Annotated in this window: 10 protein-coding genes, 1 tRNA gene and 1 pseudogene; 7 read left to right on the top strand and 5 right to left on the bottom strand. The window is 71.7% G+C overall.

What is annotated here, in order from left to right:
- Positions 1-60 precede the first annotated feature (60 nt).
- Together SS2_RS15640 and SS2_RS15635 are read left to right on the top strand one after the other, a co-directional pair.
- A tRNA-Thr gene (locus SS2_RS15640) sits at positions 61-133 on the top strand.
- 82 nt (positions 134-215) lie between these two features.
- Positions 216-536: a hypothetical protein gene (locus tag SS2_RS15635; RefSeq protein ID WP_157607377.1), complete on the top strand. Its 321-nt coding sequence runs from the start codon at positions 216-218 to the stop codon at positions 534-536.
- Positions 537-709: 173 nt separating this feature from the next.
- Here SS2_RS15635 and SS2_RS15630 read toward each other — a convergent pair.
- A pseudogene (locus tag SS2_RS15630) lies at positions 710-1297 on the bottom strand (DNA-3-methyladenine glycosylase I); the annotation flags it as partial.
- The gene (locus SS2_RS15625) at positions 1294-2451 is read right to left on the bottom strand and encodes an MFS transporter (protein ID WP_245643638.1); all 1158 of its coding nucleotides are present in this window, start codon (positions 2449-2451) and stop codon (positions 1294-1296) included. The pseudogene SS2_RS15630 and the gene SS2_RS15625, both read right to left, overlap by 4 nt.
- 411 nt (positions 2452-2862) lie before the next feature.
- Between SS2_RS15625 and SS2_RS17705 the strand changes: the two genes are divergently transcribed.
- The 4 genes from SS2_RS17705 to SS2_RS15605 all read left to right on the top strand — a co-directional run bounded on the left by SS2_RS17705 (position 2863) and on the right by SS2_RS15605 (position 8965).
- Entirely contained in the window at positions 2863-4386 is a 1524-nt protein-coding gene (locus SS2_RS17705) for a hypothetical protein (protein ID WP_066465704.1), read from the top strand.
- Between the two features lie 207 nt (positions 4387-4593).
- Positions 4594-6792 carry a sigma-70 family RNA polymerase sigma factor gene (locus SS2_RS15615; protein WP_169796320.1) on the top strand — a complete coding sequence of 733 codons (2199 nt, stop codon included), beginning with the start codon at positions 4594-4596 and terminating at the stop codon, positions 6790-6792.
- A 189-nt stretch (positions 6793-6981) separates the two neighbouring features.
- Complete coding sequence (locus tag SS2_RS15610) at positions 6982-7554, top strand: RNA polymerase sigma factor (RefSeq protein WP_083942308.1); 573 nt, start codon at positions 6982-6984, stop codon at positions 7552-7554.
- A gap of 37 nt (positions 7555-7591) precedes the next feature.
- On the top strand, positions 7592-8965 hold the full coding sequence (locus tag SS2_RS15605; protein ID WP_066465700.1) for a hypothetical protein: 1374 nt from the start codon (positions 7592-7594) through the stop codon (positions 8963-8965).
- A 117-nt stretch (positions 8966-9082) separates the two neighbouring features.
- On the opposite strand, the gene SS2_RS15600 is transcribed toward SS2_RS15605, so the two are convergent.
- On the bottom strand, positions 9083-9595 hold the full coding sequence (locus SS2_RS15600; protein WP_066465698.1) for a DUF3806 domain-containing protein: 513 nt from the start codon (positions 9593-9595) through the stop codon (positions 9083-9085).
- Positions 9596-9715: 120 nt separating this feature from the next.
- On the opposite strand from SS2_RS15600, the gene SS2_RS15595 reads away from it, so the two are divergent.
- The gene (locus tag SS2_RS15595; RefSeq protein ID WP_066465696.1) at positions 9716-10156 is read left to right on the top strand and encodes an OsmC family peroxiredoxin; all 441 of its coding nucleotides are present in this window, start codon (positions 9716-9718) and stop codon (positions 10154-10156) included.
- A gap of 132 nt (positions 10157-10288) precedes the next feature.
- Here SS2_RS15595 and SS2_RS15590 read toward each other — a convergent pair whose 3' ends face one another.
- On the bottom strand, positions 10289-12868 hold the full coding sequence (locus SS2_RS15590; RefSeq protein ID WP_066465694.1) for an ABC transporter permease: 2580 nt from the start codon (positions 12866-12868) through the stop codon (positions 10289-10291).
- Positions 12868-13641 carry an ABC transporter ATP-binding protein gene (locus SS2_RS15585; RefSeq protein WP_066465692.1) on the bottom strand — a complete coding sequence of 258 codons (774 nt, stop codon included), beginning with the start codon at positions 13639-13641 and terminating at the stop codon, positions 12868-12870. The genes SS2_RS15590 and SS2_RS15585 overlap by 1 nt, the downstream gene beginning before the upstream one ends.
- Positions 13642-13705: the final 64 nt, after the last annotated feature.

Here is a 13705-nt window from a genome sequence, read left to right as displayed (position 1 = left end):
TAGTGTTAGCGACGGTTCTTCACCTGGGTCAGTGACTCGCTCCGGACACAGGAGAAGCCCGCCGCCTTAGCTCAGTCGGTAGAGCGTCTCACTCGTAATGAGAAGGTCATCAGTTCGATTCTGATAGGCGGCTCAGCAGCGCAAACGGCCCGGTTCCAACGTAAGTTGGAGCCGGGTCTTTGTCGTCCTGGGGGTTGTGGTGTTAGTGTGGGCAGATGATGCGGAAACCGACACTTGTGGCCTTGGTGACTTTCTGTGCTGTGGTGGGGCTCGCCGGATGCTCGAGCGACGGGGGCGACGACGAGTCGATGGACCGTGCCGTGTCATCGCAGGTAGTTATCGCGCTGAGCGACTCCGACGTCGACGAGATCGCGGGGACGCTGTGCACGTTCCTCGAAGAGGGCTCGCCGCAGATCCCTGCGGGAGACCTGGACGCGGCCGCTGAGGCGTTCGCGTTCGTCATGGGGTCCAGTCAGGCGGACGCCGACCATGCCGTGGATGCAGTCGTAGACGCCCGGTGTCCCGGCGTCCGCTAGTCCGGGAGTAGTGCGCCGGGTCAGGTAGTCCGCGTAGAGATCGTCTTCGTCCGGCTCCCCGACGCCGAACCGCGCCCAGTCCTCGACGCTGATGAAGCCTGCGCGCCGTCCGTCCCGTGAGCGGCTTCGGCGGTCGCCTCGACGATCCGGTCCGCGGTGTCGTGGCCGAGCACGGGCCACACCCCGGAGGACCCCCGACGGTGGCTCGACACCAGGTGGGTGTCGATGATCCCCACAGCCTCCATGAGCGCGCGCATGGTCACCGGTCCGACGAAGACGAACCCCCTGGCCCGCAGTGCCTTGGACAGGGCGAGGGACTCCGGTGACCGCGTGGGGATCTCCTCGATGGTCCGCGGGGCTGGGGTGGCTACCGGCTGGTGGGCCCACACGAGCTCGACGAGCCCGCCGTCCTCGCGCAGGGCGATCGTGGCGCGAGCGTTGGTGATCGTCGCGAGGATCTTGGCGCGGTTGCGCACGATGCCCGCGTCAGCCAGCAGCCGGGCGACGTCGGCGTCGTCGAAGCGGGCCACGGCGTCGGGGTCGAAACCGGCGAAGGCCTCGCGGAAGGCGGGGCGCTTGCGCAGGATCGTCGCCCACGACAGCCCGGACTGGAAGGCCTCGAGGCTGATCCGCTCGAACATGCCGCGCTCGTCGCGCACGGGCATGCCCCACTCGGTGTCGTAGTACTCGCGCAGCAAGGGGTCACGGGCGGCCCAGGCCGGCCGGGCCAGCCCGTCCTCCCCGACGACGACGTCGCTCATGCCGGCTCGGGCCGCCGCGTGCTGGCAGCGGTGAGTCCGCTGACGGTCATGACGAGGAGGGCACCGAGGACGACGAGGAGAGGCGCGGTCCACCCGTCGGTGCGCGTGTGGATGGCACCGAGGGCGAAGGGGCCGACGGCAGCAGCGGTGTAGCCCAGCGCCTGCACCATCGCCGACATCCGGCGGGCCTCGCCCTGCGCGCGCGAACGCTGCACCACGAGCGTGAAGATCACGGTGAAGTTGCCCCCCTGGGACATGCCCGCGCACGCCGCCCACACCGGCCAGAGATGGGGTGCCAGGAGCAGGCCCAGCGGAAGGGTCAGCCACAGCGCGCTCATCCCCGCGAACACCGCACGCAAAGACACCCCGCGGGCGACGAGCAGCGGCACGCCGACGCCGCCGATCATGCCGAAGAGCTGGAAGAGCGACGCCGCGCCGCCGGCGCCGGAGTCGCTCATGCCCTGCAGGTCGCCGAGGATCTCAGGCAACCACGTGGTGACGGCGTAGTACGAGAAGGACTGCCCGGCGAAGGCCAGCATGAGGCACCAGGCGATCCCGCGGCGCCAGACCGGGCCGAGGGCGTCGTCGGCGCGGGCCTGGACGAGGTTGACCGGCGTGGCTGCCCGGCCAGCCGTCGCCCGGCGCCACAGGACCATCGCTGTGAGCATGAACAGCGTCCACGCCATGAGGGCCCACTGCCAGCCGACGGCAGCGGCGAGCGGGGCGGTGATGAGGGTGGTGATGACCGAGCCGAGGTTGAGCGCAGCGGTGTACATCCCGGTGACAGCCCCGGCCGAGGCAGCGAAGTCGCGGCTGATGAGAACGGGGACCGCCACGTTGCCGATGGTGATCGCCGCACCGATGATCACGGTCCCCACCAGCGCGAGCTCGAAGCTGCCCGCGGAGCGGATGCAGGTCCCCGCGAACACGCCCAGGAGCGAGAAGAAGATGGCCCGCTCGATGCCGACCTTGGCCAGCAGCACCGAGGCGAAGGGTGCGAAGACCGCGAAGCACAGGACCGGGATGCCGGTAAGCAGCCCGACCGCCTCGGGGGAGACCCCCAGGCCGTCAGCGACCGTGTCGACGATGGGAGCGAGGGAGACGAAGGGGGCGCGGAGGTTGAGCGCGTAGACGAGCATCGCTGCCAGCAGCAAGCCGCTCGATCCGTATATCCGCTGACGGGTGGTGATGACTGCTCTCCCTGTGACGATCGTTCTGTGGACGCCTCAGGCTACGCCAGCGCCGCTGCGGCCCCGGCTGCGGGTGACCGTCGGGGTGGCCGCGCAGGTGGTCCACGGGGTGACGCGCCGGGTGAACCGCACCGTCCTCGCAGGAGGCCTGCATTCACCTGTGGGTCACCCGATTACCCCGTCATCGCGCCGTCGGCGGCTCGTCTCATCAGTAGGTGACTACTCGAGCGTCGGCGGCACACCGCCTCGCGTGCATGACGAGTCCATCCACACGAGCACGACGACGGAGGTGGCGTGATGCACGGAGACAGCCGGTCATGCGGTGCAGCTCGATCGAGGCGGGGCCCCGTCCCGCTGGGTACCGCGGGGGCCAGGGTGGTTGCGGGCGCAGCCGTCGTCGTGCTGTCGATGGTGTGGGTGGTGGTCGGGCTCGGCCCGGGTGCCGCAGCTCCGCTGCGTGCGGTCGCTCCGGTCAGCGAGTTCGAGGCCCCGCGGTGCGACGGGTCGACGACGGTGGACCCCACCGACCCGACCCAGCACTCGGGCCTGGCGAACCTGCTGTCGGTGAGCGGCCCACGCCTGGCTGACTACAACGCCGGAGCGGTGGTTCCGCTCTACGACGCGGCCGGACGGACCGAGGACGCGCCGCTGTGCGGCACCCGCCGGGTCGTCGCGGACGACGGGACCGCGGTGGCTGAGTCCCAGTGGATGTTCTGCACCACCTACGCCGACGACCTGTGCGGCGACGTCGACGAGCTCGGTCAGGGCACAGACAGCGACGGCGCTCCGGTCGGGGCGATGGACACCGCCGCGAGCCACCCGACGCTGTCCGCCGACGCCCAGCGGCTCGTCGGGTACCTCATCGAGAACGGGCACGGCTACGTGGGCGTGGGGGCGGACTACGGCTTCGGTGGGACCACCCGCGCCGACGCCGGCACGTCGACCAACACCCGTCAGGCGCTGCAGGTCCTCGTCTGGTGCATCACCGACCCCGACACTGTCCCCTCGGACGACTTCCGCGCCACCTGCCAGGCGAACCTGCCGGCGCAGGAGCAGGCCCGCCTGCTCGCGCTCATCCCGGTCGAGCCCGTCGTCGAGCTCGACCTCGACTCCTCCGGGCTCACCCACGACGTCGGGGAGACGGCGCGGATCGGGCTGACGACCACCCTCTTCGACCAGCCGATCGAGGTGACCGCGTCACCGCTGGGTGCCTTCACCATCTGCGCCGGGGACGCGACCCTGACGGGCACGACGCTCACCGTCGCACCTCCCGCAGACGCCTCGACGACCGCGGCCCGAGTCGAGCTGTGCGCCACGTCCACCGTCGCTGGCCCGGTGACGGTCTCGGTGAGCGCCGCGCAGGAGCCCCTGCGCCAGGTGTCGTGGAACCGCTCGGCCTCCGTCGCGCCGGCCCGGGTCTGCCAGGTCTTCGCGGCCTTCGTGGACGTCCCGCGCGAGCCGCACGCGTCGACCGCCTCCGCGACCTTCGTCGCTCTCCCGACGCCGACGCCGACACCGACGCCGACGCCGACGCCGGACCCGACACCGACACCGACACCGACCCCGGACCCGACGCCGACGCCCACTCCGCCCCCGACGCCCACGCCCGCCCCGACCCCGGTGCCCACGCCGCTCCTCGACCCGCCCTCGACCGGCCCGGCACCCACCGCCCCGACCACGACCGTGGTGGGCGCCGTCCTCCCGCAGACCCCGGCCACCAACCCGGCCACCACCCCGGCCGCTCGGTCAGCCGTCACTGCGACCGCCACCGCCCGGCAGGGTGACCTGGCCCGCACCGGAGCAGACGCGGGGGCGATGGTCGTGCTGGCCGGGGCCGCCGGACTGGCCGGCGTCGTGCTCGTCGCCGTCAGCAGGAGGGGCCGGCACAGCCGCAGCTGACACGCTCGTCGGGTGCCACCCCGGGCGCCCCAGCTGCCCGCTCCAGCGAGGCTGGTTCTTTTCACCCGGTGGAAAGATCGCAGGTCAGCGTCATGATCGCAGCAGGTGCTTGTCTTTGTTCGATACAGGCTCTGCGCTCTCCACCGTCGTCCAGACGGCGGTGGAGAGCGGGGCATCGGGCGGGACCAGACAGGCGATCGAGTACACGTGACAGACAGGAGCGCGCCTCCTCCCACAGGGACCGCGCACGACGCGGCACCCCGTGCGACCGGGCGCGGCACCGGCGTGTCCCGGTCTGGCGACCGCACCGACGTCGGCGACGAGCACCTGATCGCCCAGACCCGTGACGGCTCCGGAGAGGCCTTCGAGGAGCTGTGGCGACGGCACGCAGCGGCTGGACGGCGGGTCGCGGCCCGGTTCACCCAGGCGAGCGACCCCGAAGACCTCGTCCAAGAGGCCTACCTGCGCATCTACTCCGCCCTGCAGAACGGCAGCGGCCCGGACCTGACATTCCGGCCCTACCTCTATCAGACCATCCGGAACATCGCGATCACGTGGGCGGGCCGCCCCGTCGAGCAGTCGATCGCCGCCCTGGACGACATCTCCGACGGCTCTGACATGAGCACCACCATCCTGGAGAACTCCGTCACTGCCACGGCCTTCCGCAGCCTTCCCGCTCGGTGGCAGTCGGTCTTGTGGTACTCCGAGGTGGAGGGGCTGGAGCCGGCCGAGATCGCCCCGCTGCTCGGGATCAAGGCCGGGGCCGTCTCGGCGCTGGCCTACCGTGCCCGCGAAGGCCTGCGCCGGGCATGGCTGCAGGTCCACGTGAACTCCGACGCGGTCCCGCCGGAGTGCACCTGGGCGGCGGAGCGGATGGGGGACTTCAACCGCGGCGCCCTGCGCGGCGCGACGAAGGCGCGCTTCCAGGAGCACGTCGACGGCTGCACCCGGTGCCTCGCGCTCGTGGACGAGGTCAATGAGATCTCCCGCAAGCTGGGGCTCGTCATGATCCCGATCGTCGTGGGCGTCCCGTGGGACACCTTCGCCGACGTCGACGGTCTCGATGGTCTCGACGGTGCCGACGGTGCCGACGGCGTGGGTTCCGAGTCCAGCTCTGGCGCCGACGTCGCTCCCACCCCCGGCGCCTCCACCGGGCGCACCTCCAAGACCTGGACCGGGCCGGTCACCGTCATCTCGGCTGTGCTGGCTCTCGTGGTGATAGCGGGAGCCTGGTCTCTCAACGGGGCATGGGTGGGTGCGGGCACGACGCTGTCGTTGTCCGCGGTCTCACCGGCCCCGCTGCCCGAGCCTGACCCGTCTGTCGAAGGCTCCGCCCCCGAGGCGTCCCAGCCGGTGGAGTCCGCGGCCCCTCCCGCCGCCCAGCCCGGCTCGGACTACGCCGCGGGCCCGCCCTCTGGTGACCGCGGGCCCGGACGGCTGCTGCCCCCGGCCGTCCCTGAGACCTCCGTCCCGCAGGTGCTTCCCGTTCCGTCCGGGCCCGACGGCGAGGCGGGTCCGCTTCCCGTGCTCCCGCCACCCCCGGCGGAGGACCCAGGCGCTCCGGCGGCACATCCTCCGTGGGGCCTCGATCCCACAGGTCCCGCTGCACCTGTTGATCCCGCTGATCCCGCTGCTCCGCCCGGGCCAGCGGTTCCCGCAGCCCCGGCCATCCCGACCCTCACCGGTCCCGATCCCGCAGACCCGCTGCTGGTCTACCCCACGATGACCGGCACCGCAGAACCCGGGACGACCATCCACCTCGAGGACGCAGCAGGTCGTCTGCTCGCCGAGGTCGCCACCGCCCCGAGCGGTGAGTGGTCGGCCACGATCGGCGTGGACGGCGTGCGGGGTGGAGCCGTCGACCCGTGGTCCGACGCCCTGACCGAGCAGGCCACCGCCGACGGTCTGACGATCACCGCTCGCGCGGTCGACGCGGAGGGCTGGTTCTCCGCGGCGAGCCCGGCGCGCGGTCCGTACACGATGAGCGGCGCTCAGGTGCTCGCGCCGGCAGCCGGCGCCGAGGTCGCCCACAGCGTCGTCGACCACGACAGGAACGGGTTGTACGACGACCTCGACATCGAGATCAGCGGGCTGACCGGCCACTCCGTCCGCGTCTACCTCGACGGTGCCACCTCCGGCACGGTGCACCGGCTCGGGGCCTCACCGGTCTCCCTGTACAGCGCGGGCCTGACGCTGGGAGCGCACACGATCGGCATCCAGTACGTCATCCCCATGCCTTGGCCGGACACCGGCGTAGCGGCTGGGCCGGTGGTCACCCACCCCTTCACGGTCATCACGCCCGCACAGCCGGCAGTCGACCCGGCCGCACAGCCGGAGTCGTTCATCGACGTCCGTGTCATGATGGCTCGGCTGCAGGTCCTGGCCTCGTCCATCGACGGAGCATGACCCGACGGACGCCACCGCGCGAGCCGCCTGGGACACGTACCCGGTGACGAGCCGGAGAACTGCTGCGGCTGGCGCTGCAAGGTTGCCCTGGTCGCAGACATAGGACAGGTAAGACGCACTGTCCTGTGCGCCCCGCCGCGCCTACCGCGCTGATCGCGCCGCCGCGCCCGCCGACGTTTGGAGCCCTCTGTGACGCAGACCAGCCCGAGCGGTCCGCTCAGAGACTCCGAGTGGTTCGAGGGGCTCTTCCGCACCCACGCCCGCGACGTCTTCCGCTTCGTGGTGCGCCGTGCCGCGCGCGACGACGCCGACGACCTCACCGCCGAGGTGTTCACCACCGCGTGGCGCCGCCGCGAGGACGTCCCCGAAGGCTTCGAGCTGGCCTGGCTGTTCCGCACCGCGGGCTTCACGATCGCCAACCACCACCGCAAGAGCCAGCCGGTGCCCGTGGAGACGATGCCCGAGGAGGGCGACCACTCCTCCCCGGAGCTCCTGGTCATGGAGGACCTCGAGGTCCGGGCGGCCTTCGCCCAGCTGGGCGCGCGGGACCAGCAGATCCTGCTGCTCGCCGCGTGGGAGGGGCTCCAGGGAGAGGCCCTGGCCAGCGTCCTGGAGATCTCCCGCTCCGGGGCCGACGCCGCGCTCTCTCGCGCGCGCAGCCGCCTGCGCCAGGCGTGGGACGCCCCGGCCCAGGACGGTCCCGCCGTGATCGAGGGGGCAGCGCCTGCAAGATCGACCGGCTCCACGACACAGACCAAGTAGCCGACCCGGCACCGGGTCCCTCACCTGGAGGTCCCTGATGAGCACCAGCGACATCGATCCGCGCGACGATCACCTGTCCGACGAGCACCCGTCCGACACTGCCTTCGACCGCCTGCGGGCGACCGACCCGGCGGCGTCCGCCGAGCCCGACGCCGCAGTCATCCGGGCCAAGGTGGACGCACCCCTCGCCGGTGCACCCACCACCACACCCGCGGTGGAGACCACCCCAGCAGTGGTGGACCTCGCCGAGCAGCGGCGCACGCGTCGCCCGGCACGCTGGCTGCAGGTCGCCGCTGCCGCAGCGGGCATCGTCGCCGTGGGCGGGGGCGCGTTCTTCGCGGGCCAGCAGAGTGCTGACACGCCGGTCACCGCGCAGTCCTCAGACGCCCGTGACGCCACCGGACCGGCCTCGCCAGAGGGACCGGCCGTCGACGGCGCGTCCCCCGCTCTCGGCTTCTCCGCCGAGGCGCAGCCCGGAGCGCGCGACGAGGCGAAGTCGACCGCGGCGATGGACACGGCCGGATACTTCTTCGGCCGGACCGTCTTCACCTCCTCCGGTCTGTCCGACGCCGCCCCCGCCGCTGCCCAGGCCTGGGGCTACGACCCCTCCACGACCTTCTCCGCCGAGACGGCCGCCCGCGTCGCCGCGGCGCTCGGGGTGGATGGTGACCCGGCCCTGCAGTACGGCTCCTGGCACGTCGGCTCGACGGACTGGACCACGCCCACCGTGGACCTCTCCTCGGACAGCCAGACCTCCTTCTACTACTCCGACCCCACGATCCAGCCGTGGACGGAGGGCTCCACAGCCACCGGTGTGCCGGCCGACGAGGCCGTCGCCGCGCTGACCGCCGTCATGACCGAGCTCGGCCTGGACCCGGCCGGCTACACGATCACCCCCGACGACCAAGACCCGAGCGCGACCTCCGTCATGGCCACCCCGGCGCAGGCCGTCGACGGCAACGGCTCCTGGTACGCCAGCGTGACCACCGAGGGGATGGCCAACCTCAGCGGAGCGCTCGCTCCGCGCGTGGACCTGGGGACCTACGACGTGGTCAGCCCGCAGACCGCCGTCGACCGCCTCTCCGACGAGCGGTTCGGCGCCGCGCAGTCCGGCATCGCCTACGCCGCCGGTGACGTCGGCGTCGCCCGCGGCATGGACTCCATGACCGCCGTGCCCGACGACCCGGCCGCCGTGCCCACGCTGCCGGCGGCGCCGGTCGCCGGAGCAGCCATCGCCTGGCCGGTCACCACGGTGACGATCACCGAGGCGACGCTCACCACGGCGAGCTACGTGCAGCCGGACGGGTCCGTGGTGCTGCTGCCCACGTACACCCTGACCGGCTCGGACACCAGCGTCTGGACGGTCCTGGCCGTCGCGGACGCTCACGTGGACTTCGCCGCGACGAGCTGAGGCTCACGCGGCGTCGAGGCAGGGGGCCTGCAGGGGGAATGTCGAACGACCGGGTGGGGCTGGTGGGTTGTCAGCCTCGCTCGGTCGTTCGTCAGCGTCGTTTGTCAGCGTCCCGCGTCAGCGTGACAGCCGTTGAGCGGGGGTGTCGGTGGCTTCGACGAAGCCGGCGACCCAGTCCGTCTCAGCGGTGATCCACCGCCGTGCCACGGCGTCGACCGGGAAGATCGTGCGGCGGAACGGGTCGTTGCGCACCGCCACCGTGGTGGCGCCGGTCTGCCCGGCAGCGACCATCCACCGGGCACCGCCGCAGTGCTCGCGCCCGCGCGCGACGAGGACGTCCCCGAGCGCGACGCCGAGGGCGGTGATGACGTAGTCCGGGTTCCACCGCTCCCCGTCCGCACGCTCGTGCCAGGCCGTGCAGTAGGTGTCGAACAGCCGGGACAGGTCCGCGGTCGTGGTGATGTCCACGTCCGGGGCGCGCAGGTGGATGCGCAGCTCTTCCATCCACACGAGCTCGACGGGCGTCGGGTCCCGCAGGACCACCTGGCCGTCCGCGCTGGCGTCGCCGAGCCCCGACCGGGGCGACGGTACGCCCCGTTCGTCCTCAGCCACGGTCACGACAGGTCTCATACGCTACTCATCGGCGGCAGGGCGTCGTTTCTGAAGGATTCTCGCTCGCACGGCTGAGCCGAGCAGCACAGATGCGATTACGGTGGTCATGTCACATCCCCGAGGTGAAAGAGGTCTGTCATGACCACCCGTACCGCACGCACCGCCTGGAACGGCACGCTCAACGAGGGCGCCGGCCAGGTTGAGCTCACCAGCTCGAAGGCGGGGACCTTCGACGTCTCCTTCCCCAAGCGGACCGCCGACGAGGCCACCGGCACCACCAGCCCCGAAGAGCTCATCGGCGCTGCGCACTCCTCCTGCTACGCGATGCAGCTCTCCGGAGTCATCGGCGCAGCCGGCGGCACGCCCGTCGCCCTGGACGTCTCGGCAGACGTCACCCTCGCCCCCGACCCGGCCGGTGGCCTGCGGATCACTGAGATCGCGCTGTCCGTCCGCGGTGAGGTCGACGGGATCGACGAGGCGACCTTCCTCAAGGCCGCGCAGGACGCCAAGGAGACGTGCCCGGTCTCGAAGGCGCTCACCGGCACCACGATCACCCTGGACGCGGTGTTCGAGAAGTAGCCGCACGACGTAGTCGCAGGCGTCGCCGCACGACGCTGCACTGACAGGGCCGGGTGCCCACGAGATCTCGTGGGCACCCGGCCGTGTCGATGGTGAAGCAGGTGAAGCAGGTGAAGCACTGACGCAGGCGCGTCAGTCGACCGTGACGGCCTCCAGCACCGGCAGCCGCGCCGCGCGGATCGCGGGCCACGCCGCGGCCAGCACGCCCACCACGACCGCGATGACGAGCATCGTCACGAGGGAGCCCCACGGGATGACCAGGTCGGTCAGCCCGGCGTTGCCGAAGACGGTCGGCAGGCCCGCGGCGAGGGCCACCCCGACCGCCAGCCCCAGGACCGTGCCGAACACCGCGGTGAGCACGGACTCGATGGCGATGGTCGTGGCCAGCTGGGCGCGGCCCAGCCCGACTGCCCGCATGAGCCCGATCTCCCGGGTCCGTTCGATGACCGACAACGCCAGGGTGTTGACGATGCCGAGGATGGCGATGACGATCGACAGCCCGAGCAGCGCGTAGAGGATCGTGAGCATCTGGTCGACCTGGCTGGCCAGGTCGGAGACGAACTCGTCGTTGTCCTGCACCGAGACGATGACGTACGGCGCCGCGGCGGCGGTCACCGCGCTCTTGAGCTCGTCGAGGTCCACCCCGTCTGCCGCCTTGACCAGCAGGATCGTCACCTGATCGGCGGCGGCGGCGGAGAGAGAGTCGAAGCTCACGTCGTCCATGACCAGCGGGGTGTCCAGCGCGGCCGAGCTGAAGATCGCCCCGACCGGCGCGGTGACCGTGCCCTTCTGGGAGGAGACGGTGAGGATGTCACCGACCTCCCAGCCCTGGGCGGTGGCGGTCCGCTCCTGGACGGCGATCTCCCCGTCGGACATCGACGCCAGGTCACCGTCGACCGTCGTGGTCTGCCACGTCCGGCCGAAGGTCGAGGGCGTGGAGCCGAGCGCATAGAGCATCTCCGGGTCGTCGGTCGAGGACGGCTCCGAGACGTAGAAGGAGTCCAGTGCGACGGCGTCGGCCACCCCTACCTCGGGCAGGGCGGAGATGTCGCTCACCGCGCCCGCGGGGACCATCCCGGAGGCGGACTGGATGACGAGGTCGGCGAGGGACTCGTTCTCCACGACGGAGCGCATCGACGCCTGCGTCGAGGCGGCGAGCACGGAGGCCGCACCGACCAGGCACATGCCGATCATCAGGGCGCTCGCCGTGCTCGCCGTGCGGCGCGGGTTCCGGGTGACGTTGCCCTGGGCGAGCTTGCCCAACGGCTTGGCCCAGGCGGTGAACGGCGCCGCCAGGACGGTGAGCACCGGCCGGGCGAGCACCGGAGCGAGCACCAGCGCACCGACGACGACGCCCACAGCGCCCAGTCCCAGCAGCGAGCCGGTGCTGGCGGAGTCGTCGGAGGCGGCCTGGACCACGGCGGCGACGACCGCACCGGTCCCGGCGCCCAGAGCCACCAGACCGATGATCCCGCGCAGGCGCAGCGAGCCGGCGGGGGCGGGGGAGTCCTCCCGCATGGCCTCGACCGGCGGGACGAGCGCGGCCCGGCGTGCCGGGACGGCGGCCGAGACGATCGAGACGACGATGCCGAGCACGAGGGAGATGACCACCATCGAGGTGGTGATGGGGATGTCGCCGGCGAGCTCCATGCCCATGGCGCCGAACATCGACTTGATCGCGGTGACCAGCCCGAGCCCGCCGGCGATGCCCAGCGCACCACCGAGCGCACCGACCACGGCCGCCTGGACCAGGATCGAGGAGAACACCTGCAGCGGTGAGGCACCGACCGCCCGCAGCAGCGCGAACTCACGCTGACGCTGGCGCACGGTCATGGCGAAGGTGTTGGAGATGATGAAGGCGCCCACGAAGAGCGAGATGCCCGCGAAGATGAGCAGGAAGGTCTCCACGAAGCCGAGCATCGTCTCGATGTCCGTGCGGGCCTCCTCGCGCATGTCCGTGCCGGAGACCGCCTCGACGGTGCTGCCCGCGCCCGCGGCCTCGACCGCTGCGTGCACCCGGTCGGTGAGGGCCTGGTCGTCGACCTGGTCCTCGCCGTAGACCGAGATGGTCGAGACCAGGCCGTCGGGGGCGTAGGTGGCAGCGGCGGTGGCCTGGTCCAGGAAGACGATCGTGGCGCCGGCCATCGAGGCGCCCATGTCCACCAGACCGGTGAGGGTTGCCTCGTGCAGCTCTCCGCCCACGACGAGGGTCGTGGTGTCACCGATGGTGAGACCGGCGGCCTCGGCGCTGCGGACCTCGAGGGCGAACTCGGAGGAGTCGGTGGGGGCGGCTCCCTGGGAGACGGTGGCGGTCGGGTCGAGCTCGGAGTAGGCCACGGCGAAGCTCGGCGCGCCTCCACCGGCGACTGCGGTGCCGTCGGCTCCCACGAGGGTGATCGGGCCGGTGAAGTCGGCGAGGGCGAGCTCAACGCCGTCGACCTCGGAGACGACCTCGGCGAGCTCGGCCGGGATGGTGTTGCGCACGGCCCCGGCGCTCGCGCCGGTCTGGACCATGGCCGAGGAGTCCTCGGCGCCGCGCAGGTAGACATCGCCGACGTAGCCGGCGTCGACGATGTTGTCGAAGGTCGTCGAGAGCATCTCGCGCAGGGCGAAGGTGCCGGCCACGAAGGAGACGCCGAGCACGACGGCGAGGATGGACAGGCCGAGCCGCACCAGGTGCGCCCGGACGTTGCGGAGGGCGACCTTGAGCATCAGACGGCCGCCTTCTGGCGTGTCAGCGAGCCGAGGACCTCCAGGACGGTGTCCGGCGTCGGCTCAGCGAGCTCGGCGACGATCAGGCCGTCCGCGAGGAACAGCACGCGGTGGGCGTAGCTGGCCGCGACCGGGTCGTGGGTGACCATGACCACGGACTGGTCGAGCTCGTCGACCGAGCTGCGCAGGAAGGTGAGCACCTCGCGGGAGGACACGGAGTCGAGGTTCCCGGTGGGCTCGTCGGCGAAGACGACGGAGGGCTTGGACACCAGGGCGCGGGCGCAGGCCACACGCTGCTGCTGGCCGCCGGAGAGCTCGCTGGGGCGGTGGCTCAGGCGGTCGGACAGCCCCACGGCCTTGACGACGGCGGCCAGGTGCGCCTTGTCCACCGGACGTCGGGCGATGTCCAGCGGGAGGGTGATGTTCTCCAGCGCCGTCAGCGTCGGGACGAGGTTGAAGGACTGGAAGATGAAGCCGAGCTGGGTGCGGCGCAGCTTGGTCAGCTGGCGCTGGTTCATCGAGGAGACGGTGAGGTCGTCGACCACGACGGTGCCCTCGGTGGGGGTGTCCAGACCGGCCATGCAGTGCATGAGCGTCGACTTGCCCGAGCCGGAGGGGCCCATGATCGCGGTGAACTGCCCGCGTGCGAAGTCGACGTCGACCCCGGCCAGTGCGTGGACGGCCGTGGAGCCCTTGCCGTAGGTCTTGACGAGGCCGCGCGCGGTGGCGATCGCGGTGGTGCGCGACGGCGGGCTGGCGGGAGGAACGGACATGGCAGTTCTCATCTCTTCTTCGGGCGGGCCTTCTGAGGGAGGGGCAACCGGACGGTCTGACGAT

The organism is Sanguibacter suarezii NBRC 16159, assembly GCF_001552735.1.
In the GTDB taxonomy this organism is placed as follows: domain Bacteria; phylum Actinomycetota; class Actinomycetes; order Actinomycetales; family Cellulomonadaceae; genus Sanguibacter; species Sanguibacter suarezii.
Note: the sequence above shows the minus strand (reverse complement) of the source record. Positions and strands in the feature narration are given on the sequence as shown.